General features: G+C 61.3%; 24 protein-coding genes. 13 read left to right on the top strand and 11 right to left on the bottom strand.

Annotated elements, in window-relative coordinates; translation table 11 throughout:
- The first annotated feature begins 52 nt into the window (after positions 1 to 52).
- Genes IWX87_RS09690 through IWX87_RS09675 form a run of 3 tightly spaced genes read left to right on the top strand, consistent with a single transcriptional unit; the run spans position 53 to position 1573 of the window.
- A complete protein-coding gene (locus IWX87_RS09690; protein ID WP_196863329.1) occupies positions 53 to 448 on the top strand; it encodes a DUF4149 domain-containing protein in 396 nt (131 codons plus the stop codon).
- Complete coding sequence (locus IWX87_RS19635) at positions 445 to 1365, top strand: demethoxyubiquinone hydroxylase family protein (protein WP_231374720.1); 921 nt, start codon at positions 445 to 447, stop codon at positions 1363 to 1365. Before IWX87_RS09690 ends, IWX87_RS19635 begins: the two co-directional genes overlap by 4 nt.
- A gap of 19 nt (positions 1366 to 1384) precedes the next feature.
- A complete protein-coding gene (locus IWX87_RS09675; RefSeq protein WP_196863328.1) occupies positions 1385 to 1573 on the top strand; it encodes a hypothetical protein in 189 nt (62 codons plus the stop codon).
- Positions 1574 to 1593: 20 nt separating this feature from the next.
- Here the strand turns inward: IWX87_RS09675 and priA are convergent, their stop codons facing one another.
- The 3 genes from priA to hemE are packed head-to-tail and all read right to left on the bottom strand — an operon-like array spanning position 1594 to position 5350.
- Positions 1594 to 3876 (bottom strand): primosomal protein N', encoded by a 2283-nt coding sequence (gene priA, locus IWX87_RS09670; RefSeq protein ID WP_196863327.1) that lies wholly within the window; start codon positions 3874 to 3876, stop codon positions 1594 to 1596.
- Positions 3873 to 4181, bottom strand: a complete 309-nt coding sequence (locus IWX87_RS09665) for a hypothetical protein (protein ID WP_196863326.1) — start codon at positions 4179 to 4181, stop codon at positions 3873 to 3875. Before IWX87_RS09665 ends, priA begins: the two co-directional genes overlap by 4 nt.
- Before the next feature lie 59 nt (positions 4182 to 4240).
- Positions 4241 to 5350, bottom strand: a complete 1110-nt coding sequence (hemE, locus tag IWX87_RS09660; RefSeq protein ID WP_196863325.1) for a uroporphyrinogen decarboxylase — start codon at positions 5348 to 5350, stop codon at positions 4241 to 4243.
- Positions 5351 to 5453: 103 nt separating this feature from the next.
- On the opposite strand from hemE, the gene IWX87_RS09655 reads away from it, so the two are divergent.
- Positions 5454 to 5744: an aminoacyl-tRNA synthetase gene (locus IWX87_RS09655; protein ID WP_231374721.1), complete on the top strand. Its 291-nt coding sequence runs from the start codon at positions 5454 to 5456 to the stop codon at positions 5742 to 5744.
- A 429-nt stretch (positions 5745 to 6173) separates the two neighbouring features.
- Entirely contained in the window at positions 6174 to 7697 is a 1524-nt protein-coding gene (locus IWX87_RS09650; protein ID WP_196863324.1) for a hypothetical protein, read from the top strand.
- A gap of 105 nt (positions 7698 to 7802) precedes the next feature.
- On the opposite strand, the gene IWX87_RS09645 is transcribed toward IWX87_RS09650, so the two are convergent.
- A complete protein-coding gene (locus IWX87_RS09645) occupies positions 7803 to 9116 on the bottom strand; it encodes a class I SAM-dependent methyltransferase (protein ID WP_196863323.1) in 1314 nt (437 codons plus the stop codon).
- Between the two features lie 395 nt (positions 9117 to 9511).
- On the opposite strand from IWX87_RS09645, the gene IWX87_RS09640 reads away from it, so the two are divergent.
- From IWX87_RS09640 to IWX87_RS09630, 3 genes are all read left to right on the top strand, one after another.
- On the top strand, positions 9512 to 9874 hold the full coding sequence (locus IWX87_RS09640; RefSeq protein ID WP_196863322.1) for a hypothetical protein: 363 nt from the start codon (positions 9512 to 9514) through the stop codon (positions 9872 to 9874).
- A 140-nt stretch (positions 9875 to 10014) separates the two neighbouring features.
- On the top strand, positions 10015 to 10407 hold the full coding sequence (locus tag IWX87_RS09635; RefSeq protein ID WP_196863321.1) for an ester cyclase: 393 nt from the start codon (positions 10015 to 10017) through the stop codon (positions 10405 to 10407).
- A gap of 146 nt (positions 10408 to 10553) precedes the next feature.
- Positions 10554 to 11030: a DM13 domain-containing protein gene (locus IWX87_RS09630; RefSeq protein ID WP_196863320.1), complete on the top strand. Its 477-nt coding sequence runs from the start codon at positions 10554 to 10556 to the stop codon at positions 11028 to 11030.
- 61 nt (positions 11031 to 11091) lie between these two features.
- Here the strand turns inward: IWX87_RS09630 and IWX87_RS09625 are convergent, their stop codons facing one another.
- The 5 genes from IWX87_RS09625 to IWX87_RS09605 form a co-directional block, all read right to left on the bottom strand.
- Positions 11092 to 11784 carry a hypothetical protein gene (locus IWX87_RS09625; protein WP_196863477.1) on the bottom strand — a complete coding sequence of 231 codons (693 nt, stop codon included), beginning with the start codon at positions 11782 to 11784 and terminating at the stop codon, positions 11092 to 11094.
- A 74-nt stretch (positions 11785 to 11858) separates the two neighbouring features.
- Complete coding sequence (locus tag IWX87_RS09620; protein WP_196863319.1) at positions 11859 to 12320, bottom strand: CoA-binding protein; 462 nt, start codon at positions 12318 to 12320, stop codon at positions 11859 to 11861.
- A 64-nt stretch (positions 12321 to 12384) separates the two neighbouring features.
- A complete protein-coding gene (locus IWX87_RS09615) occupies positions 12385 to 14532 on the bottom strand; it encodes a protein-disulfide reductase DsbD (RefSeq protein ID WP_196863318.1) in 2148 nt (715 codons plus the stop codon).
- 83 nt (positions 14533 to 14615) lie between these two features.
- A complete protein-coding gene (locus IWX87_RS09610) occupies positions 14616 to 14954 on the bottom strand; it encodes a DUF167 family protein (RefSeq protein ID WP_196863317.1) in 339 nt (112 codons plus the stop codon).
- A gap of 25 nt (positions 14955 to 14979) precedes the next feature.
- The gene (locus tag IWX87_RS09605; protein ID WP_196863316.1) at positions 14980 to 15663 is read right to left on the bottom strand and encodes an SDR family oxidoreductase; all 684 of its coding nucleotides are present in this window, start codon (positions 15661 to 15663) and stop codon (positions 14980 to 14982) included.
- Between IWX87_RS09605 and IWX87_RS09600 the strand changes: the two genes are divergently transcribed.
- The 3 genes from IWX87_RS09600 to IWX87_RS19890 all read left to right on the top strand — a co-directional run bounded on the left by IWX87_RS09600 (position 15653) and on the right by IWX87_RS19890 (position 18283).
- On the top strand, positions 15653 to 16168 hold the full coding sequence (locus tag IWX87_RS09600) for a hypothetical protein (protein WP_196863315.1): 516 nt from the start codon (positions 15653 to 15655) through the stop codon (positions 16166 to 16168). The two genes, IWX87_RS09605 and IWX87_RS09600, sit on opposite strands and share 11 nt — an antisense overlap.
- 148 nt (positions 16169 to 16316) lie before the next feature.
- The gene (locus IWX87_RS09595) at positions 16317 to 18077 is read left to right on the top strand and encodes a hypothetical protein (RefSeq protein ID WP_196863314.1); all 1761 of its coding nucleotides are present in this window, start codon (positions 16317 to 16319) and stop codon (positions 18075 to 18077) included.
- 77 nt (positions 18078 to 18154) lie between these two features.
- Positions 18155 to 18283, top strand: coding sequence for a hypothetical protein (locus tag IWX87_RS19890; protein ID WP_255532170.1), 129 nt, complete (start codon positions 18155 to 18157; stop codon positions 18281 to 18283).
- A 292-nt stretch (positions 18284 to 18575) separates the two neighbouring features.
- On the opposite strand, the gene IWX87_RS09590 is transcribed toward IWX87_RS19890, so the two are convergent.
- Entirely contained in the window at positions 18576 to 19508 is a 933-nt protein-coding gene (locus IWX87_RS09590; RefSeq protein WP_196863313.1) for a formate/nitrite transporter family protein, read from the bottom strand.
- An 833-nt stretch (positions 19509 to 20341) separates the two neighbouring features.
- Positions 20342 to 20752: a hypothetical protein gene (locus IWX87_RS09585; protein WP_196863312.1), complete on the bottom strand. Its 411-nt coding sequence runs from the start codon at positions 20750 to 20752 to the stop codon at positions 20342 to 20344.
- 274 nt (positions 20753 to 21026) lie between these two features.
- Between IWX87_RS09585 and IWX87_RS09580 the strand changes: the two genes are divergently transcribed.
- Both IWX87_RS09580 and IWX87_RS09575 read left to right on the top strand, forming a co-directional pair.
- Positions 21027 to 22649 carry a B12-binding domain-containing radical SAM protein gene (locus IWX87_RS09580; protein WP_196863311.1) on the top strand — a complete coding sequence of 541 codons (1623 nt, stop codon included), beginning with the start codon at positions 21027 to 21029 and terminating at the stop codon, positions 22647 to 22649.
- Between the two features lie 95 nt (positions 22650 to 22744).
- On the top strand, positions 22745 to 23596 hold the full coding sequence (locus tag IWX87_RS09575) for a creatininase family protein (protein WP_231374722.1): 852 nt from the start codon (positions 22745 to 22747) through the stop codon (positions 23594 to 23596).
- The last annotated feature ends 284 nt before the right edge of the window (positions 23597 to 23880 follow it).

Genomic DNA, 23880 nt, shown 5'->3' with positions numbered 1-23880 from the left:
CATACCCAGCCCCTCGCTCCGCTGACTTGTTTTTTACCAAAGGACGCGGCCCATGCTGACGCACCTCAGCGACCTGATCGTCGCAGCCAATGTAGGCATCATGCTGTTTTTCACCGTGGCGGTGGCGCCCACCATTTTTGTCGTGCTGCCCCAGGAATGGGCGAGCGCTTACGTGCGATCGTTTTTCCCCAAGTACTATTTGTTTCTGGGTCTGAGCACAGCCGGCGCTGCGGCACTGGCCGGCGTGGCACTGGTGCAGGGCAGCCTGGTTGCGGTGGCGCTTGTCTTTTTCCTGAGCCGTTTCTGGCTGACGCCGCTGGTGAACCGGGCTCGCGACAACCACCAAGGCCGGCTTTTCAAACAGCTGCACACCCTGAGCGTGGTGCTCAACATGCTGCAACTGGCGGTGCTGGTCTGGATTCTGGTCAAAAGTATGGGTGCGGCATGACCCTGCCCACCCCGCCCGAGGGCAATCAGCCCTTGCCTTGCGAGTCGCTCACGGTGTTGTTCGACGGCGCTTGCCCCCTGTGCCGGCGTGAAGTCGGCGTTTATCAATCGCTCAAACCCGCGCGACCGGTGGCCTGGACGGACGTCAGCAAGGCATCGGTCCCGCTCGCGCCTGATGACCGTGCCCGTTACCTGGCGCGCTTTCATGTGCGCCGGGAAGACGGGTCCTTGCTGAGCGGAGCGGCCGCGTTTGTGGCGCTTTGGCAGGTCATGCCGGGCTGGCGCTGGCTGGCGCGTCTGGCCGCACTGCCCGGTGTGACCCCGATTCTTGAGCAGCTGTACCGTGGATTTTTGCGCATCCGGCCCGGTATCCAGTGGCTGGCGCGGGCCTGCGACACATCGCATCTGCCGGCGGGTTTGGTGGCCGACCTGCGTTCCAACCATGCTGGCGAAACCGGCGCTGTCTGGATTTACCGGGGCATGCTGTGCGTGACGCGCGACAAAACCGTGCGGACGTTTGCCAAAAACCACCTGCACACCGAGTTGCAGCACCTCCAGAAAATGTCAGCCCTGCTGCCGCCGCTGCGCCGCAGCTGGTTGCTGGTGGCCTGGCGCATGGCCGGCTTCGTCACGGGCGCCCTGCCGGCTGTCTTTGGGCGCCGGGCGGTATTTGCCACGGTGGCCTCCGTCGAGACGTTTGTCGTGCAGCACTACGCGCATCAAATTGAGGCCCTCACGGCGCAAGCCGGGCACGCCGCCCTGCGGCAGACCCTGGTCGACTGTCAGCGCGATGAAGCCGCCCACCGCATCGAAGCCGAGGCGCATCTCACACATCCCCCCGGTGCACTGCTGGCTGGCTGGTGCAGGGCCGTTGGCCGGGGTTCTGCGCTGGCCGTGACGCTGGCGCGCAGGGTTTGACCTTGGCACGCGCATCGGCATGACCCGAAGAAACTCGCCCAATGACTTCAAGGTGGCCGACGACCTGAGCCGGCTGTCGGAAATCGTGGTCGACAAGCGCAATAGCAAGCGCGCACAAGCCAAGGCCGGGCGCCGCAACCGCCACTATCAAAAGCAGTTTCTGGACAGTGCCGTCAAAACCGGCCTGTATCGCCAAACCAGCGACTAGCGCCGTGCCGGGAGCCTGCGTTAAATCGCCAGCGGGTCCACATCAATCGCCCAGCGCACCAGGCTTTTGAATTCAGCCTGCCGGCGCGTTTCGAACAGCACCGGCTGCCACGCGGCCAGAAACCCCTGCAGCGCCTTGCGCGACGGGCTTTCGACCAGCATCTGGGCGCGTTCGACATTGGCGACGCGCTGGATGGTCATCGGCACGGCCGGGTAGGGCGTGACGTGTTCGTGGCCGGGCAACTGCTGCGCCTGGGCCGCCTGCGCAGCGGCATTCAGGAAGCCCTGGGCGACATCCTGCGTCTTCGCGTCCGCCCGTATGAGCGCTGAAAAACCGAAGGGCGCCAGTCCGGCAGCCTGCCGCTCTTCCAGTTCGCGGGTGGCAAAGGCCGGGTAGTCGTGCCGCTTCAGCGCTTCAAACAGCGGGTGGTCAGGGTGAAAGGTCTGCACCCACATCTCGCTGGCGGCGCTGTGCCGGGCATCGCGGCCGGCGCGGCCCGCTGCCTGCATCATCAAACTGAACAAGCGCTCGGGCGCGCGAAAGTCGCTGGAAAACAGCGCGCTGTCGGTGTTGACGGCGGCCACCAGCGTGATGTGCCTGAAGTCGTGGCCCTTGGCAATCATCTGCGTGCCGACCAGCACATCGACCTCGCCGGCATGCACGCGGGCCAGCTGCGATTCGAGCGAGCCCTTGAGCCGCGTGCTGTCGGCGTCGATGCGGGCAATGCGCACCGGCTCGCCGTCGGGCCGGGTCACGCTGGCCAGCAATTCGGCCAGGTGTTCTTCCAGCCGTTCGGTGCCGCGCCCGACCGGCGCAATGTCGATGTTGCCGCAGCTCGGGCAGGCGTGCGGCACGCGCTCGGTGAAGCCGCAGTGGTGGCAGCGCAGCGTGCGGTCGATCTTGTGGAACACGCGGTAGGCGCTGCAGTGCGGGCAGTCGCTTTTCCAGTCGCAGTCGAGGCAGGCCAGCACTGGTGCATAGCCGCGCCGGTTCAGGAAAATCATCGACTGTTCGCCGCGTGCCACCCGCTGGCAGATAGCCGCCAGCAGCGGCGGGGCGATGACACAGTGCCGGGGCTGGTGGTTCATGTCCACCCGCCGGACGGTGGGCAAGCCATTGTTTGCCAGGTTGACCGCTTCGCCCGATGGCTGGCCAGCGCCAATTCGTTCTTCCATATCGAGGCGCTGGTAACGGCCCGCAATCGTCGCCTGCCAGCTTTCCAGCGACGGCGTGGCTGAACCGAGCAACACCCTGCATGTCCTGGTCCCCACGCTTGCCACTTCGTGTGCTGCGCTGCCCTCCGAGGAGGGCGCTGCGCCGGTGGCCGGGCAAAGCCGGTTCTCCGGCCCCTGCTGGTGCAGATCGCCTGTGGCCGTTTCTACCACCGGTCCAGCGCTGACCACTTCTTGTCTGGCGATGGTTTCCAGCCGGGCGCGGTACACCGCCAAATCGCGGGCCGAATAGCGTGCGCCTTCCTGCTGCTTGTAGCTCGGGTCGTGTTCTTCATCGACAACGATCAGGCGCAGGTTCGGCATCGAGGCAAACACCGCCATGCGCGTGCCCAGCACCAGCCGCGCCTGGCCCGAATGCGCGGCCAGCCAGCCCTTGAGCCGCTGGGCCGGCGTGAGCCCGCTGTGCATCGGCACGACGCGTTCGCGGCCCAGATGGGCAAAACGCGCTTCAAACCGGGCTTGCAGCTGCGGCGTGAGGTTGATCTCGGGCACCATCACCAGCACCTGCGCGGTGGGGTCTTGCGCCAGCACTTGGGCAGCAGCGCGCAGGTAAACCTCGGTCTTGCCGCTGCCTGTGGCGCCAAACAGCAATGTGGGCCGCTGCTTTGCGCTGGTTTCAGCATCAAATTGGGCTATGGCGCATGCCTGCTGTGCGCTAAGTGCTATTAATTCGGTAGTATCAGGCCGGCTTTCGACTTGACTTTCCGGCCGCTTGAGCCGGCGCGCCAGTTGCACGCTGGTCAGGTCGCGCAACTGCGGCGGCAGCGCTGCCAGCGCCACTTCGCCCAGCGAGCGCTGGTAATAGCCGGCGGTGAAGGCCACCAGCTTGCGCCAGGTGACCGGCAGCGGGTCCAGCCCGTCGAGCGCGCCGGCAATGTCGCGGATGGTTTCTTCTGCCATGTCGCCGCAGTCCGGCAGCACGTCCCACACCACGCCCAGCACCTCGCGCCGGCCAAAGGGAACGCGCACCAGCGTGCCGGCAACCAGCGGCACGGCGCTGCGGTAGGTCAGTGGTCCGGCGATGGCGCTGTGCGCCGGCGTGGCCACGACGATCTCCAGCCAGTGGCTCATAGCCAGTGCCCTGAAGTGCGGGCGTTGGCAGCAACTCGACCATGGAAATCGCTAAGTCGTTGATTTTTCACTGTTTTGAAGTTGTCCAGATTTTCTGTGGATAACTTTGTTGATAGCTTGTTGCAAGCCGCCGCAGAGCCTTGTAAATCAAGGCTTTCCTTAAATTGCCCGGCAAAAAGGCAATTTAAATTTTCTATATAAATCAACAACTTATGAATGCTATGAGTTTGATAGTACAGTGCCCTGCCAAAGCTGGACCTTGAAAAGCTGTACCACAGGATTTGTGCATAAGTCTTGGGATACATGCTATTTTTTTGTGGTAAAGGGCGCGGGCAGTCCCTTTTTCAGCCCGTTCGCCAGGCTTTCAGCCCTGGCTGGCGCGCAGTCTTCGCGATTGCGAATGCACCGCACGAACCAGCACGTCGACGTTTTCTGGTGGTGTGAACTGGCTGATGCCGTGGCCGAGGTTGAAAATCTGCGCCGGTCCGGTTTGCGTCAAATCGGTGTGCGGCGCGCCGAAGCTGCCCAGCACGGCGGCCACTTCGGCTTCGATCTGTGCCGGGTTGGCAAACAGCACGTTCGGGTCGAGGTTGCCCTGCAGCGCTTTGGCGTTCGGTCCGTTTTCACCGACCAGCGCCCGCGCCCGCGCCAGGTTCACGGTCCAGTCCAGGCCCAGCACTTCGCAGTCGAGTTGCTTCATGGCTTCAAGCCACTGGCCGCCGCCCTTGGTGAACACCAGGCGCGGAATGACAACGCCGTTGTGCTCGCGCTTGAGCTGCGCCAGCACGCGCGCGGTGTACGCCAGGCTGAAGGTGTGAAAAGCCGCATCGGCCAGCACCCCGCCCCAGCTGTCAAAAATCATCACCGCCTGCGCGCCTGCCTCGATTTGCGCATTCAGGTACTGTGCGACCGAATCGGCGTTGATCGCCAGCATCTTGTGCATCAGGTCGGGGCGCTGGTACAGCATGGTCTTGACCAGCCGGTAGTCGCTGGAGCCGGCGCCCTCGACCATGTAGCAGGCCAGGGTCCAGGGGCTGCCCGAAAAGCCGATCAGCGGCACCCGGCCGTTCAGCGCCTTGCGGATCGACGTGACGGCGTCGAACACATAGCGCAGCTTGTTCATGTCGGGCACTTCAAGCTTGTTGACCGCCGCTTCGTCGCGGACCGGCGTGGCGAACTTCGGGCCTTCGCCGAGCTGGAACGACAGGCCCAGGCCCATCGCGTCGGGCACCGTCAGGATGTCGCTGAACAAAATGGCGGCATCCAGCGGGAAGCGCTCCAGCGGCTGCAGCGTGACTTCGGTGGCGTAGTCGGTGTTGGTCGCCAGCCCCATGAAGCTGCCGGCTTTTGCGCGGGTTGCCTTGTATTCCGGCAGGTAGCGGCCCGCCTGGCGCATCAGCCAGACCGGGGTGTGGGGAGTCGCCTGACGCAGGCAGGCACGCAGAAAAGTGTCGTTTTGAAGGGGTGCAAACATCGGGGGATTGTCTCAGGTGTCGGGTTGATGGGGCTGGCTGAGTGGCTGGTTCAGATTTACGGTGGCGTGAAGAATTGGTTTTTTCCCGCAAAGCAAGCGCATCATGCAAATAAGTGACCAAGAATATTTTCGCAGCTGCATCGCCCGCGAGCGCCACCTGGGGCGGCTGCTCGGCCATCAGCACATCGAGGAATGCCATGAAAGCGCCGGAACGCTCTGGGCGGGCAACCAGGCGCTACCAAAGTGGACGCGCGACTGGCGCGCCTGCGGCCCCTTGATGTCCGAGCATGGCCTGGGCATCCGCTACGCCCACGGGCCGGGGCCGGACGGCGTGGCGCGCATCGGCAGCACCACGGTGCATTTCGCCGACCCCCGACGCGTGACCGGGCGGTGATGTACGGCATCGTCAAGGAACTGATCTTCCTGCTGGGGCATGGCAACAAGCTCGCCCGGCCGCTCCCAGGCTTCGTAGACGTAGCAACGTAGCCACGGCGGAACCGATGCGAAGGCCGGCATTTCGATGAAATGGCTGGCTACCACCATGCTGTCGATGCAGAGGTTTCCAGTTCTGCCTTGCATGAGGCAAAAGCCGGACACTTCCAGGTTTTAACGCACAACGCTGTGGTCAATTGATTTTTATTCCTGCATAGACCCCCTGTGTAACCGGAAATTCAGCCGGATTTGACGATAACAGTCAGTTTCTGGGATCCCCCTAGCTGTAAACGCGACTTCGTCGCACCGCGCGCGCGCTTCACCGGCTCAAAAATTCACAGGAGATTTCTTAGCTGAATCAACTGCTGCAATCACCGCAGAAAGGCCCTCTGTGACTACAAACTTTCCCCTGCGAAAACCTGGCTGGCGCGCCGCGTTGGCAAGCGTGCTGGCAGCCTTTTGGCTGACCGCGTGTGGTGGGGGCGACTCTGCGCCCGTAGCCACCGCGCTGGCAACTTCCTCATCCTCGGGGCAGGCTGCCGCGCAACTGCCGGTCGCAGGACAGGCACCGACGGCTGTTCCTGCACAGATGATTGCTCCAGCGCAGGGACAAGTTCAAGAGCCGGCGACAGCGCCCGGCGGCGCGGAATTCAGGGTCAACACGACAATGCTGGGGATAGATCAAAATTCCAGCATCGCCCGGCTAAAGAGTGGCGGCCATGTGGTTGCATGGATTTCCAATACAGAACTGTTCCCCGGCGTAGTCGTGCCACCAAGCGCGCGGGGTGTGTGCACGCAGCGCTACGGCGTCGATGGACAAGCGCTTGGCCAGGAGACCTGCATTGCGCCGGATGCGGTGTTCGTGAACAAACCGGCGCTTGCCGCACTGGAGGACGGGGGCTATTTGCTGGTGTGGCCGGTACGCCAAGCCAATGGCGGCGGCGAGGACCACAACCTCCTTGCGCAGCGCTTCGATGCCAATGGCATTGCGGTTCGCGCCGTGCAGCAAATCAACAGCATCACCTTGAGCAGCAAGCTTTTCTCCAGCGTTGCCGCGGCAGGTTTGGCTGACGGGGGCTATGTAGTGACCTGGAGAGCGCCGCGCACCGCCGATACAAGCCTGGACATCTATGCGCGGCGCTTTGACGCTCAGGGCGTGGCCTGCCCGTGCGGTGCTGAAAAGCGGGTGAACACCTTTACCGACTTGCTCGACCTGGCCTTTCGCACCACAGCGGTTGCAGCGCTGGCCGATGGAGGATATTTGGTCACCTGGGACAGCTCCGGGCCAAGCGGCTTGGCGGGCTCCGCCATTTATACACAGCGTTATGGCGCCAATAATTCACCCATTGGTTCGCCTACCCTGATCACGCCAGACGCATTTGGCGATCAGCTCGGTGCCAGCTTTCCCGCCGTTTCTGGCTTGGCGGGCGGCGGGTATGCCGTGACTTATGTCCTGGCCCTGCGCGAGACGGATCCCGTGATCGCGGTTCAGTCTTTCCACGCCGATGGCTCTGCACTGGCCGCTCCCAGCTTGGTAAATCCCGTGCTCGGGCCACGGCCCACCTGTACGAGACAAGGAAGATTTTTTCCATGCCCACGTCCCGTGGCCTCTCCAGCGGTGGCCGCACTTGACGACGGCGGATTTGTGGTTGCCTGGTCTGAAGGATCAAGCCCTGGTCCTACTCCTGCCATTTTCGTCTCCGAGTCCCAGGCCCGACGCTACGGCGCTGACGGTGCGCCCGCTGGCGCCCCGGGCAGGGTCGCAGCAAGTGGTGTCCGGCCCGCCGTGAGTGCGACATCGCTGGGCGGATTCGTAGTTGTGTTTTCCCAAGTGCGTTTTGGGGGTAGCAGCAACGACGGAATTTTTGCGCGCTATTTCGACGCCCAGGCCTTTCGCGGCAGTGCGGCGCCTTGATCCAGGCGCTTTGCCTGGCCCAGGCGTTGATAGCGCTTGGCGGCCCGGCCGCCATTGCTTCATTATTAATAGCTTGAAACGACCGCTGCTATTGCGCAAGAGCGCTTAAACGCTTGCAGTCGCGTCAGGATGCCTGAGCAGCAGGCGCTCCAGCGCATTGAGCGTGTCGTAGGACTCGGCAAAGTCGGCAAACAGCGCGGCATTGTCGGGTGCGGCCGCCTGGCCCTGCCAGCCCGCGCGAAACTGGTCAAAAATCTCGCCAAAGCTTTTTTCCCCGTCGATCAGGCGCAGGATGTTCGCGCCGTACTTGCCCGGGTTGACGGTGACCGAAACGCCCGAATGCTGGTGCGTGAGCCGGAAGGGCTGACCCTTGTTGCTGCCAAACACCTGCGCCGCGATGTCGCCGGTCAGCGGCTCATGGTAGAAAAATGGAATGTAGGCGGCGTCGCCGTAGGGCGCGGTGCAGGCCGCGTCCGGCGTCAGGTAAAGCGAATGGGTGATGAGGTTGCCGATCATCAACTCGGCCATCTCGTACTGCTGGCGCCGGGGCAGGCGGCGCAATTCGGCGGCCATGGCGGGCGGCTTGCTGCCCAGCACCATGTGCGGCAGATAAGGCGAGCGGCCGCGCTGCACGTCGCTGAAGTTCAGGTGCTTGCCATGCTGCCCTTCCAGCCAGTCGAACAACTCGCCCACGCTGTAGGCGCGGTCCTGTGAATGCAGCAGCAAATCGTAGATGCCGGCGTCGCCAGCCTTGTGGTCATTGAACAGCGATTCGCTGGCCTTGAACCAGTTGCTGGCCGGCAGGCTGCCCAGCAGGTCACGGGTATTGGCAATCTTGTGCGGGTCATCGGCTTCCTGGCCGGTGCCATCCCGGTTGACCATGCGCATCAGCGCCTGCATCTGGTAGACCCCCGTGCGGCCGGTGGTGCCGTAGACCATCAAGCCGATGGCCCCGCCGGGCTTGAGCGCGCTCAGCAGCACCCGCAGGCCCAGGTCGGGATCGGCCAGGTGGTGCAGCACGCCGCTGCAGTTGATGTAGTCGAACTTGCCCAGGCCCAGCGCCGGCAGGCTCAGCAGCGAGTAATGCACCCAGGTGATATTGGTGAGGCCGCGAATTTTCGCCCGCTCCTGCGCCAGCACGATGCTGGCGTGGCTCATGTCGAGGTGCACGATCTCGGCATCCGTGCCGCGCAGCTGCTCGGCCAGGAAGATCGTCGCGTCGCCCGTGCCGCCGCCGGCCACCAGCGCCCGGAAACCGTTGCTGAACGACTGTTTGCCGGCAAAGCAGTAGTGGTTGATCATCGGCAGGTCTTCCAGCCAGGTCATCACCAGGCGCGTTTTGTCGTCCTGCGGATTGCAGGGCGGATAAGGCATGGCTTCGTACTGGCTTTTGACCTTGGGCAGGTGGTTCTGGGGCATGGGTGTGTTGAAGGAGTTGGGGGCTGGAAATATGCTTATTGTCGGCGCGCCGGCTGGCTGGTGGCGGCAAGGCGGTTGGCGGCCATTGCGCTTGCTTTTTGCAAGCTGGCAAAGCTGCCACCTGTGGCTGAATTCACGACATGCAGGGATTTTTCCTTTGCGGGGTTGGCGGGGCAACGTGATTCAGCCCTACCATCGGGAACAGTGAATCCACCGCGTTTGTCCGGGAATCAGCCTGAACCTGTGGTCAAGCAGTTGCTGCAAATTGCGGGGTTTTCTGCTATTTTTAATGTAGCTAACTATTGAGCAGCGAAAAAGGTAAATGGCAGTTTTTGTAGTTAAAGCTGCCACGTTATGCCGCAGTACCCTGCGGTATACATCACGTTAAAGGGCACATGCGCAAGAAGCCAACCACGATCGCGGATGAATTCTGGTACCGGGGTGCATTGGGCTTACTTGGCGCACTTCTCGGTGGCTTCGCCGGAGTGCTGTTTGCCCTTCCGCTGATGTACTTCGCTGTGGTGTCCACCTCCCTCGCTAAGGCAGTCCTTGCGGGATCACTGGCCGGAGCAATCGTTGGAGCACTTGCGCCAAGTACGCTGATATATGGAGTGCAGGCGTTCATGTACTTCGTGCTTGGTTTCTTTGGTGCTATGGCGGGTGGGATCGGCTTCGATCCGCCTACACCTAGTCCCAAATGGTTGTGGGCGGCATTCGCCTTTGGCTTCGCCTATTTCGCCGCCTTGGTAATCCTGTGAGAATGCCCTTTAGCATGTCGGCCAACACGGAACCACAACTGCAGGAGGCGGCTTCGCCGCAAGGGTTGTGGTCCGGTTGCCTCCAACGTTAGGCGTCAAATTTAGGTCGGATCTCCAACCCGAAGCATTTAGGAACTCCAATGCACTCGACCCCAGAAGACAATCGTCGCAACGCGATGGCGTTCTACGACATGATGTTCAATGAATGTAAGCCACGTGAGGCGGTCGAGCAGTACGTTGGCGCGACCTACACGCAGCACAATCCGCACGTCGCTGACGGCAAGAACTTCTTCATCGAGTACTTCGAGAAAATGGCGCGCGAATATCCTGGCAAGAACGTCAGCTTCAAACGTTCAATAGCCGAAGGTAACTTCGTCGTACTCCACTGCCATCAGGTTTGGCCGACCGATACGAACAAGGACTGGGCAGGCATCGACATCTTCCGCTTCGATGAATTAGGGAAGATCGTTGAGCATTGGGACGTTCTGCAGGTCGTACCAGCCGAGGCCCAACACAGCAATGGCATGTTTTAGCCAAGCGTCAAAAACTCCTCGAACTTGTGTGTCCGTTGACGCCTAACCCTTCCATCGAGGGGGTGCCCAAAAGGCTGCGCCTTTTGGGCACCCCTCATGTCAAACGTTAGGCGTCGCAGAACCAGACTAATCGTCCTCCAGCATCCATGAAACTCCGCACAGCCCTGCTTCTTATTGCCTCTCACGTCACCGTTGCGGCTATCGGTTTTGCGGGTGGGATTTTCACCTTGCCCATACTGACCGCCCCCGCAGCGCCCACAACTGCCGAGTTGAAAGCGGCCACGGCGCAAGCTCAATTCAGTGGTCATTTCAAACGAGACTTGAAGGACAGCGATGCGCTGCACTGGGGTGAGGGAATCGTGTCCGTATCGGCAAATGCCGTCTCACTGGCGGGAAAGCTGTCCCCGGGCCCGGACTATAAGCTCTACCTGTCGCCAGAGTTTGTCGAGACCGAAGCGGATTTCAAACGACTTAAGGCGCGTATGGTCCGAGTCGGAGATGTCAAGACCTTCGAAAATTTCGTGGTGCCTATTCCGGCAGGTATTGAGCCCGCCAATTACTCGACCGTCATCGTGTGGTGCGAGACTTTCAGTCAGTTCATCTCGGCTGCAAAGTACAGGTAGTGGCCTGGCATCCTGCTGTTGGCGCCCGCTTAGCTCGAACATTAAAAAACTGACATCCCCCTCACCGCACCGGCAAGAACTGCAAAAACGTCCCGCCGACAAAGTTCTGCACATAGCTGATCACCGCGCGGCGGTATTTTTCGGTTGCCACCTCGGCCAGCAGGTCGAGCCGGCCGATGATCTTACCGAATTCGCGCTCGAAGCTCAGGTTGCGCTCCAGGCCGGAGATGTCGTCGGCCAGCAGCAGCGGCTGGCCTGCGGCGTTGCGCCGGCTTGACAGCAGCCAGACGGCAATCTCGACGTTGCGCGCGGCGTTGTAAACATGCTGGTTGTCCAGGCTGTCCACCAGGTACAGGCGTGTCCGGCCGCCATGCGCGGTCACCAGCATGTCGGCGCTGGCCGCCACAAAGGCCGCCACCCGGTCACCGGCAAAGTCAGGGTGCAGCGCCAGCGACAGCGCGGCAATGTCGCGCTTGCCCTGCAGTTCGGGCCACGGCTCCGGGCTTTCCAGCGACAGGCGAAGCTGCGCCATGGCGGCCTCGCGGCTGGGCACGCCGGTTTTTTTCCATTCGGACGGATTGCGCCGGTACAGCTTGTCGGCAATGCGCAGCATGCTGTCCAGGTTGTCGCGCATGGCCAGTGTGGCCATGCGGTTCACGTCCGACTGGGCCAGTTCCGTCGGCCGCATGGGCGCCACAAGGGTTTCGCCGCGCTCAATGGGCGCCGGGCCGGCGCAGCCCGCCAGCGCCAGCATCAGCGTGGCGGGCAGCACGGCCAGAAAATGCGCAGCGCGGCACGGCGCCACCCTGCGCGCCCGGTCAGCCGGGCTCAGGGAGACGGCCTTTCAGGCGGCGCCTGGGGGTCCAGCAGGCCGCTGGACAGCAGCACCCGGTGGTCAATCTTGATGCAATGGTCTTGCACCACCATCAGGCCGGCAGCCTCGGCCGTGGCGGCGGCTTGGGCATTTGCCACACCAAGCTGCATCCATACCGCGCGCGCGCCGATGGCGATGGCATCGGCGACCACGGGCGGAATGTCTTCACTGTTCCTGAAGCAGTTCACCAGATCGATTTTTTCGTGCAGTGCTGCTTCCCGCAGCGTGGCATAGGCCTTTTCGCCGAGCACTTCGGTGGCGTTCGGGTTGATCGGAATGATGCGGTAGCCGGCGGCCTGCATGTAGCGCGACACGTCAAAACTGGCCCGGTGCGGCTTGGGTGACAGGCCGACGACGGCAATGGTGCGGCAGTCATTGAGGAGGTGCGCAATGCGTTCGGGGGCACGGGACTTCATGGATGGGCTCCTGGTTGCTGGGGCGTGCCGGGCTTTTAAGGGGGGCTGGACAGGCAGGAATTGATCAAAGTCTGGCCAACTCCGCCCGAACATCGCTCACGGACAAGATTTCAGACAATACCACCGGCGCGCGGCCGGGCTTGTAAAGAACGTAAACCGGCACGCCGCTGCGGCCAAGTTCTGCCAGTGCAGCGGTCACGGCCGGGTCGCGGCGCGTCCAGTCGGCACGCAGAAGGGCGACATTTTTGGCGTCCATATCGGCCATCACGTCGGCGTTGGCCAGCGTGGTCTTCTTGTTGTACTGGCAGGTCACGCACCAGGCGGCGGTGAAATCGACAAACACGCTTTGGCCCTGCGCCGTCAGCTGCTCGACGCGGCCGGGTTGCCAGTCTTGCCAGCGCGCGGATGCAGCCGCCAAAGGCGTGCCGACCGGCTTGACGATGTTCGGGCCGATGGCCCACAGGCCGGCCGCGACCAGCGCGACTGAAAACGCGGCGATGGCGTGGCGCGCCGTGCCGCGCAGGGTGAACGACCAGACGGCCAGCGCCATCAGCACCAGCAGCGCCAGCAGCGCGCCTGCGCCGTCGATGCCGCTTTGCTGGCCCAGCACCCACACCAGCCAGGCCACGGTGGCAAACATCGGAAAGGCCATCAGTTGCTTGAACGTCACCATCCACGCGCCGGGGCGGGGCAGCACGCGGGCCACGGCCGGCACCGCGCTGGCCGCCAGGTAGGGCAGCGCCATGCCGATGCCAATGGCGCCAAACACCGCCAGCGCCTGCACCGCCGGCAGGCCGACGGCATACCCCAGCGACGCGCCCATGAACGGCGCGGTGCAGGGCGAGGCAATCGCCGTGGCCATCACGCCCGACAAAAATGAATTCACGCCGGGATTTTTGGCCTGCAAATTAACGACACGGCTGGGCAGGATGCTGCCAAAGTCAAACACACCCGCCAGGTTCAGCCCCAGCAGCGTGAACAGCGCCGCCAAGCCGGCCACCACCGCCGGGCTTTGCAGCTGAAAGCCCCAGCCCAGTTGCTCGCCTGCCGCCCGCAGGCCCAGCAGCAGCGCGCCCAGCGCCAGGAACGACAGCACCACGCCGGCGGTGTAGGCCAGGCCGCCGCTCAGGCGCCGCGCCTGGTTTTTTTCGTTCACAAAGCCGACCATCTTGATGGCCAGCACCGGAAATACGCAGGGCATCAGGTTCAGGATCAGCCCGCCCAGCAGTGCTCCCAGCAAGGCCAACAGCAGGCCCGGCGAAGCCTTGCCTGCGCCCGGCGCCGCAGCCGGGGCCGCCGCATTGGCCCTGAGCGCCGCCTGCAAGGCTGGCGACAACCCGACCGGCGCCGCCACCGCAGGCCATTCGCCGGTCACCGGTGCCTCAATGCGGTAAGCCGCGTCGTTGTACGCCACCACCAGCGGCATGTTCAGCGGGCTTGCCGTGCGCTGGCCCGAGATGGGCAGTTGCGCTGTCCAGAGCGCGCCTTGCCACGCCTGTTCCCAGGCGCCGGCCGGCTCGATCACGCTGCCGGTTTCCGGAAACAGCGCCAGCGTCTGGCCCTGCAGCGCGGCGGGCAGGCCGGCGAGCGACACTTTAAGCACCTTGCCGCTGACTTCCAGTTGGCTGCCGCCGGTGGGCAGATCCCGGGGCGCGGCGTCGAAAGCCGCCTGAAAGGCCATGCTGCTCGCCGCCGTCGAGCCCCTGGCGGGCAGGCTCAGGCTGAATTCGCCCTCTTGCGGAATGCATTCCTTGCGGCAGATCAGCCAGCTGGCCTTCAGCTTCACGTCAAGCTGCGACGCATTGAAACCGGGCGCGATGGTCAGCGGCACCGGCAGCAGCACGGTGTTTTCGTAGCCATAGTTCGCCAATGTGCCAATGAGAATTTTTTTAGGGGTTGGCCAGGCGATGTCGCCTGCCGTGATGCCCGCTGGCAGTTGCCATTCCAGCAGGGTCGGCAGGCCCGAGTCGCCGGAATTTTTCCAGTAGGTGTGCCACTCGGGCTGGTGCGCCAGTTGCAGGCCCAGCCACACCGGTTTGCCCGCCTCAACGCCCTCGGGCGCCCAGGCCAGCAGTTCGGCGCGTACCTGTTCGGTGGTGACCACCGGGCTGCCCAGCGCCGGCTTTATCAAGCCATATTGGGCATTTGCGCTTACTGGTAATGCGCAAGCAGCTATCAAAAAAATAGCAGATAGGAGGCGGTTCAAATTCATGGTGAGGGTCTGACAGGCGGCGTAGTCGTTAGTTCCGGGGGCAGGCCCGGCAAGCCCGATTGTGCGTCAGCCGCCGCGTTGCCTTATGCCGAGCCCGGCTGTACCAGGGGCGGGACAAACACCGCTGGCAGCTTTTTCGGCGCCCGGATGCGCAACTGCTTGTTGACGTTCTCGCGCCCGAACACCACCTCGATGTCCGCCACCGCCACGCCAAACAGCGGCGCCAGAAAGCGCACCATGTGGTCTGTCGCCTTGCCGCCCCTGGGCTTGGCCGTCACGCTGACCTTGAGCTGCGTGCCCTTGGGTTTGCCAATGGCGTCTTGGCTGGCGCTGGGCTTGCCCAGGATGTTGACCACCAGCACATCGCCGTCCCAGGCAAAGAAGGCGTCGCCGGTGGCATTGCGGATTGGGCCCCGGCTCATGCGGATGAATTTCCTGGCCGCACCCTCATCGTTGCACCCAGCCCCCGCACACCGGAAAGACCTGCCCGACAAAACAATTGGCGTGTTCACCGCAAAGGTAAGCCGCAAACTCGGCATCTTCCGTTGCGCCCACCAGTCGACCCAGCGGGACTTCTCGCTTCAACCGTTCCTGGAATCGAGGGTTGGCCTGCACTTCCGAGGGAAAGTAGGTGGGGTTGTCGACGAAGTTCTGCGCAATGGCATTGACCTGAACATTGTGGCTGGCCACTTCAACACCGACCGCCTGAACGTAAGCCAGTTGCGCGCCGCGCGCCGCGCTGTAGGTGGACGTTCGCTTCATGCCACGCAGTGCCGAGGCGCTGCCCATGACAAGAATCTTGCCGGCGCGCCGTTTGATCATTGCGGGCAACACGGCCCTGAACAAGCGAGGCAGCGGATTCACGAGTGCTGCAAATGTGTCGAGCCACTCTTCATCCAGCACATCCGTCACAGCGGTTGTCGGGGCGGGAACGGCAAGATTGACGACCAGCACATCGATGTGGCCGGCGGCGGCGACCACGCGGGCAGGCGAGTCCGGGCTCAGCAGGGTGTCCGTGCTTTCAATGACTGTTGCACCGTGCTCGGCAAACACCCTGCACAGCACCGGACCCATGAATACATCCGCGTTGGTGACGAGCACCCGTTTGCCCATCAGGCTCATGTCCGGCATAGTTTCTCCTTGGGAAGGGGCAGAAATTTCGTATCGTACTGTGATGCCAAAGACGGATCGGCTGCCCGATGCCCTGTTGGGCACTTTTTTTTCAATGCCCGCTCCCCAACCGCTGCGTGAATTCGCCTGGCTAAATTGTGTTTTGGCTATCGGTGCATGGCAGCCGTGCAGCCCCACTTCACATGATTTTCCTGCAGCCTTTCGCAGACAAAAAACCAGTGCCCTCGACGGTGTTCCTGGCTTCGATAGCCTCAAGTCGGCGCTGCATGGGAAATCATTAGATGCTATTAATTTGATAGTTGATTATGCTTGCGCAGCATGCGCTAAAGCTGGTTTTGCTCAAACAATTAGAGCCATGCCGATTCTACTCTTTGGTCGCCAGCATCGCGTTTCAAGCCTTTTCAGTCAAAGCACCCAGCATAGACCAGCGGGCGCCTTGACCGCCAACGCGAAAGAACCGCCACATCACCTCCAAGGTGGGAATGCTTGTCACTGCAGCGGTTAGCGAAAGGGTTGCGACTAGATGTAAAAAAGTAGAGGTCGGCACAGAAATTTAGGCATGCTGAGGCCGCGTCATCAACTGATGCTCGGGAACAACTCTCGTCAGCCTTTCCTTGATTTGACAACCTTATTGGCTTGCTTAGGAGCATGTGATGAACAAAACAGTTTTAGCGGCTTCGCTCGCTTTGGCCCTTATGGTTAATGTGGTCGGCAAGACAGCCCATGCCCAGCAATCAGTGACTTCTGCAACGGGCCAAGGCATGTCCAGCGTGAATGTTTCGACTGAGCGCGCGACGCTCGTACCGCAGCCACCTACGCGGGTCAATACCACGACTGCTGATTACCAGGATTTGAAGACTTCCAGTGCGCTCGCTGATGGCGGCTACTTGTTGGTGTGGGACACCACCACCATGAATCCGGCACAGGATGGATCGCGCTTTTTCCTCCAGCGATTCGACAGCGAAGGCAACAGGGTAGGCGGTGAAACCCGACTGCAGCTCACTGTTCAAGATGGCTCCATTGCCGTGCTAAATAACGGCGACATCGTCGTCGCGTACAAGGGTGCACGGGATGCGCAGGGCAAAGCAATCACCTCGCCTAACGCCGCGTCTGGTGCGTTTATTCAGAAGTTCAATGCCAGCGGCGCTCAAATCATGCCGGAAACCGCTGTAGTGGCAACCTTCGGAACTTCTACCACCTATGGCTTTGTAACGATCGTGCCATTGGCAAACGGGGGCTTCGTCGTCAGCTGGACATCGCGAGACGAGTCCTCAGGCACCGTAAGGAACAGTTTTTCCGCTCAGAGTTATGACAGTTCGGGCCAACGCAGCGGCAGCCCTGTCGTGCTGTCAGCCGACAGCTTTCCCCCTTCGAGGCCCATCGATTACGAGATTCAGGCGTCTCCGGATGGCGGCTACCTGGTTTACAAACGCATGATTGACACGGCGAACTCCTCAGGATGCTTCGGTGCTATGAGTGAGCCAACGATTACGTCAGTCTCTTATTACGACAAGAACCTGGTTCCCAAGCAAATACTCGCGCCGACGCACTGCGGTATTTTGATACCGCTGCAAGGCGATCAGTACATGATGTTCGGCGCCAATGCCACGGGGCCCTACAGTCAATTGATTGATGGCAATGGCAGTTTGGTCGGTCCGCAAAAACCGATAGCAGCCAGAAGTGATTTCAGAAGCCCGGAGCTTACGATCTTCACCGCAAGGACCGTGCTGGTCGATGGGAGCTATTTGTTGTTCTGGTACTCAGGTGCGAGCGGCAACAAGGGTCAAAGGTACACCAGCAAGGGCGACCCGATTGGGGATGTCTTTACCATTGCCGCGTCGCCCAAGAACATCTTGCCACTGACTGGCGGCAGCGTCATATTGGCTTGGTCTGCATCCAATGAGATCGCCAATAATCTGCTCGATGTCTATATGCAGCGCTTAAACAAGCCCGAGGCGGCTGGCTGCGCAGCGTCGGCTGCCTGGGTCAGGGGCCAGCAGTATGCCGCCGGCGCCCGCGTTACCTATAGCGATGGCCTCACCTACGTCGCCAAGTTCGCCAATCCGGGTTACAACCCCACCATAAGCACCTTCTTCTGGGCCCCGGTTGCTTGCTGCACCAAGCCGGCTGCCTGGGTCATGGGCCAGCAGTACGCGGCCGGCGCCCTCGTCTCCTACGCCGATGGCCTGTCCTATGTCGCCAAGCTCGCCAACCCGGGCTACGACCCCACCATCAGCACCTTCTTCTGGGCTCCTGTTGCCTGCACCAAGCCGGCTGCCTGGGTCTCTGGCCAGCAGTACGCCGCCGGCGCCCTCGCCACCTACTCCAATGGCCTGACCTATGTCGCCAAGTTCGACAACCCGGGCTACGACCCCACCATCAGCACCTTCTTCTGGACCCTTGTGGGCTACTGATCCGCTTGCTTGCTGAAGTTTCATAGCCGCGCGCCTTGTGCGTGGGGCAGCGCGGTGCATGCTGGAGCGGGCGCGCCATGAAAATCATGCCAGATGAAAGCAACCGCGCCCAGCCGGTCGGCATTTCTTGCAGCGGTGCCGGATGTGTGGTGACCGAGCGCTTTAGCCACCGCCCCTTCCAGACGCGCTGTCTGTTCCTGCACTGATCATTCGGGCCGGACGACACTGGCTCCGACCATGGCCCCGACTGGGCCATGCTTCAGCTTGACGCCGGCGCGCGGTTAATCATCAAACGCTTGAAGCAGACGAAGACCATTGGCCCCGGACAGGGACCCGGCGCACCCTCGACGAGGCAAACGCCGGCGAAGGGGCTGTGCCGTCAAACACCGACCTCTTTGAAAAGACGGCGAATCGACGGATTTTGAATGCCAATGACAGCACAACAGGTATTTTTGACTGCCTGGGAGGTCGGCATAAATCCAGAAGTCGATATGCGAATCAGATTTCCTTGTGGATCTGACCGTAGGCAAGCATCGCAAACAAACCGGTTCCACCCAATATGTTGCCGATCAGAATCGGAAGAATATGACTTGCAAACGCAGTGAGGATATTCATCTCGCCGATCAGCACCAGATTGAAAATTTCGTTTGATCCTGCGACGACGTGGGTAAAGCCACCCGCTGCAATAAGCCAGGTAAACAGCATGATGACGACAACTTCGGAGCCTTTTGCCGAAGGCAGCATCCACACCAATGCGGCAATGAAAAACCCCGCCGGAATGCCCCTGGACAGCGAAGTAGCCGGCGACAGTTCTGCGACGTGACGCGATATTTCGAGAATCGAGGAAAGGATTTCGTCTGGCAGGATATTGCCATGAACAGCAAGTGCCGCCGTGAAAAACGTGCCAAAGATGTTTGCCGCAAACACGATCGCCCACAGCCGCGCAGTGCTGTAAAACCGATTCCGGTTTGGACTGGCCAGGACTGGAAGCACGACAGTGATGGTGTTTTCAGTGAACAGCTGGAGCCTGCACATGATCACCAGCACAAACCCCAATGTGTAGCCCAAACTTTCGATGACCGAAAGATAGGGGGATTCCGCCGCCACTGCGGTGCGGATGATGCCTTCGGCCAGAACAGAGGTCGAAATTCCGATCCCCGCTGCCACACCTGACCACCAAAGCGACGTTTTGGGACGGCGCAATTCTTCTTCGCCTTCACGCAGAATGATGGAATAAACGGTCAGCGCCGACAGCTTGCCGTTGTCGGCGACGACTTCACGTTCTTCCTGGGTCAGCGATTTTTCTATCTCTGTTGGCGACTTTTCACTCGCTTCCCGCTCCGCCACTTTCTTGCGGGTGTCATCGGTTCGCTCCTTGGCATCCGAAGACGCATCAGACAGTGAATGGCGATCTTCACTTTCGTCGACCATGCTGCGTCCTTTTTGTGCAAGACTTTGACCAACTTATTGGTGGTCATTGTCGATTCTGTATTCGCGAATTCGCCATTGCCCATGCTGCATGAAAAAAAACAGGGACGCCAGGTCTGATTCGAACGTCTTCGTTCTTGCTGGCATCCAAAAACTGGCATGTCAACATCGACAATTCGCGCACAAACACCGAACAGCTTGGCAATGCCCTGAGCCTTGGCCAATAAGCTGGATCTAACAAACAAACGGGCCAGGTTCGGCTCAGGCACCACATCCATGATTTGTTGCCACGGTGTTCCGATGTGCAAAACCAACTGCAACAGCAAAGTCTCGTCCGTTCGCTGGGGATCATCGCAAAGTCGTTTGCCTGCAATGTTGCAACTTTGTTATCCACTCTCGTTTGGTTAGCCCCTTGAAATGAGCTGGGCTGACAGTCGCCTGGCCTCGGAATTGCTGGAATTTTCAGCCATGGCGTTGACAGGTTTGATGAACTGGAGCATCAGGTTTGACGCTGCAACAAGCAACCAGTGCAGCTGGATATCGCAACGCTTGAGCAGACTTTTGCCAAAAGTTACCTCTGCCTCGAGCGCCCTCACAGCAGTTGTGATTCGTCATTGAAAAAAGCGTGTGCAACATGCGACCATGCGCCTCGTGAGAGCCGATCCCGCAGATCGGACGCCGGCATGGCCAGAAGGCTGTATGGTCATGCCGACCAGTGCGGGCGAGAGCGTGCGACCGGCGCCACCGATTCAACGCTCAGGGCGCGACGACACCAGGCTTTGCCTGCACTTCGGTGGCGCCAGTGTCCGCGATCGCCAGTTGTTTGCCGTGGATGGTCATATCGCTGATGAAGTGAAACCGATCGCCATCACCAGCAGCACCGGCAAGTGCGAGGTCGGTGCCCGCGCCCTGGACGATGAAGCGCCAGGCCCAGCTTTTGCAACCGACCAGACAGCGGCGATATGTGCAGGCCAGCTGTGACAGCAGTCACCGCACCACGTGCATTCCGTTGCGCTGACGCAGTAGCCTTGGGTTACCCGGTTGATCAGGCCGGCGCGTTCCGTTTCGCTCAACAACGCGTGGCCACGCGTTTGCGCCCAGATCGAAAGTGTTCCGGTGGTGTCGCACGGCGGGTCGACGATGGTGCGCAGCGCTGGAATGCGCGCCGGTGTCACGCGACCACTCGCCGAACTGTTCATCGAGCGGCTGCAGCAGCGAGCCGCAATCCGGAGGGTCAACCAGGTCATCGATCACTCACAGCGATGCCTAGCCCAGGCCCGAATGCTGCAGAAGTGGGTCTTCGGGGCCGTGCATCCGGTGCTTCAGCCGGCCCCAGGTCGCTCGGAAGACGTGTTCCGTCGGCATTGCCGGCGCGGTGTAGCCGCTAAGCGCCATCAGTTCGGGAAGGTTCACGGCATTCTTTGCATCGTTGATTTAGGCGGGTCCGGCACAGGGCTATTTCGCCTGCTGTTGAACCGTTCCGGCAAAGCCCTTCCTGCTGCAGAGCTCGATAATGCCGCCATGCCTTCCCTTCCAGTCACCGACTCCTCCGCCATTGTCCTGGCCACCCTGAACGCCAAGTACATCCACGCCTCGCTCGGCCTGCGTTGCCTGCTTGCCAATATGGACCTGCATGGCGGTGCCGGCCTGCGCGAGCGCACGCAACTTCGCGAATTCACCATTGGGCAGCGGCCGGTGCAGATCGTCGAAAGCCTGCTGGCGCTCAATCCGCAAATCATCGGTCTGGGCATCTATATCTGGAACGTGGTCGAAACCACGCAGGTCGTGCGCCTGCTGAAAACCCTGCGGCCCGACATCAAGATCGTGCTGGGCGGGCCGGAGGTCAGCTTTGAAACCGGCGAACAGGAAATTTGCCGGCTGGCCGACCATGTCATCACCGGCTGGGGCGACGTGAGTTTCCCCAAGCTGTGCCGCGCGTTGCTGGATGGCCCGAAGCCGTTGATGAAAGTCGTCATCGGCGAACAGCCGGCGCTGGAAGCACTGGCCTTGCCCTACAACGAGTACACGGCAGAAGACCTGGCCAAGCGCCTGCTCTACGTCGAAGCGTCACGCGGCTGCCCGTTCAAGTGCGAGTTTTGCCTGAGTTCGCTCGACAAGACGGCCTGGGCGTTTGAGCTGGACCGCTTCATGGCCGAGATGGACACGCTGTTTCAGCGCGGCGCGCGCAACTTCAAGTTCGTGGACCGCACCTTCAATTTGAAGGTCGATTTTTCGGTGCTCATCTTGCAGTTCTTTTTGGACCGTATGGCGCCTGACTTGTTCGTGCATTTTGAAGTCGTGCCTGACAGCCTGCCGGACCGGCTGAAAGCGCTGATCGTGCAGTTTCCGGCGGGGTCGCTGCAGTTTGAAGTCGGCATCCAGAGCTTCAACCCCGAGGTGCAGCAGCGCATTTCACGCAAGCAGGACAACGCCAAGACCGCCGACAACCTGCGCTGGCTGGTGGGCGAAAGCCAGGCGCATGTGCATGCTGACCTGATTTTTGGCTTGCCGGGCGAAACGCTGCAGAGCTTTGCCGACGGCTTTGACAGGCTCTATGAACTCGCCCCGCATGAAATCCAGTTCGGCATCCTGAAGCGCTTGCGTGGCACGCCCATCACGCGGCACACGGCAGGCTTTGCGATGGCCTATGACCCGCAAACGCCGTACACGATTTTGCAAACCTCGACGATTGACTTTGCGACGATGCAGCGCATCCAGCGGTTTGCGCGCTACTGGGAAATGGTTGCGAATTCGGGCCGGTTTTCTGCGGCGCTGCGTTTGTTGCTGCGCAATGACGCGGATTCCGCGGGCTCGGCATTCGGTCATTTCCTGGCTTTCAGCGACTGGCTCTGGCGCACCACCGCCAAGACGCATGAGTTTGCGCTGGAAAAACTGGTGGACGTGCTGTTTGACCACCTGACCGTGGTTCGCGGACTGGCCGTTGATGACGTGCAGGCGGCGCTGCTGCTGGACTATCGCGCCAGCGGTGCGCGCGGCCGGCCGCAATGCCTGGCCGATTCGCTGGCTGCCGAACGCAGCACCTTGCCGGCGGGCGCTGCCAAGCCCCGGTCCGAGCGGCAGGGCCGGCATGTCAGCCAGCAAACCCACCGCGACGCGATTCAAAAAGCGGCTGCGGCGGCGTGAACTGGATTTTTCATCGCTGACCATCGCATGTCGAAAAAACATGCGTTTGGCGATGCATGCACACCCGAGTTGCCGGTGTCGCTGAAAATGCAGCCATGAACACTGCAATGCCCCCCTTTGCTGATCTGCCGCGCTATTGGGCAGACCTGAAAACGACTGACTTTTTGCGTCTCGACCTGGACCGCTGCATCGCCGTGCTGCCGGTGGCTGCCATTGAGCAGCACGGTCCACACCTGCCGATCAATGTCGATACCACGCTGGTCGAAGGCGTTGTCGCCAGCGCGCTGCCGCACTTGCCTGCCAGCCTGCCGGTGCTGTTTTTACCGACGCAGTCGATTGGCTTCAGCCCCGAGCACACGCGCTTTGCCGGCACGCTCACGTTGAAGGCGGAAACCGTGATCCGGCTTTGGACCGAGGTGGCCGAGTCTGTGGCCGCCACCGGTGTCAGGAAAATCGTGCTGCTCAATTCGCATGGCGGCAATGTCGGGCTGCTCGATGTGGTGGCGCGCGACCTGCGCACGCGCTTGGGAATGCTGGTGTACAGCGTCAATTCATTCAACCTGCCGCTGGTCGATGAACGGGGCGACTCGGTGGCCGCGCAGTTCAGCGCGCACGAGCACCGCTTTGGCATTCATGCCGGCGAGATCGAAACCTCAATGATGCTGGCACTCCAGCCGGGGCAGGTCGACATGGCAAAAGCACAGGATTTCCATTCCACCTCGCAGGACCGCGCAGAGCGCTTCAGCATTCTGGGCGATGGCCGCAGCGCCAAGCTGGGCTGGCAGATGCAAGACTACAACCCGCACGGCGCGGTCGGCAATGCGGCTGCCGCCACAGCCGAAAAAGGTCAGGCGCTGCTGTCCGCCATGGGCCGCAGCCTGGCGCAACTGCTGATTGAAATCGACCAATTACCGCCCGACACGCTGCGCAACACGACGGCGAGCTGACAAAGATGGCCGCAAAAGGCAAACCCCCAGGCAACGGGTAAGTCACATGGGGGTTTGTACCGCAGGCCTGGCCGGTAAGCTGGCTGGGGTGTGAAACAAGTATCCGCCAACAGCCGCCGAAGGATTTGCCTGATTTGCTGCTGAATTTTTGAAATACAGAAAAATATTCTGCAAGATGGAAAATTTAAGCTAGTAGACAGTCAACCTGATTCGTTGTCTGCGTGCGGATAGACCCAAGCCATTTTTTGGCGTGCCTTGCTTAAGTTGAATTGCCAGCGTATTGG

This window comes from Polaromonas sp. CG_9.7, from assembly GCF_015752205.1.
Lineage (GTDB): Bacteria > Pseudomonadota > Gammaproteobacteria > Burkholderiales > Burkholderiaceae_C > Polaromonas.
This window is presented reverse-complemented; position numbering and strand designations above follow the sequence as displayed.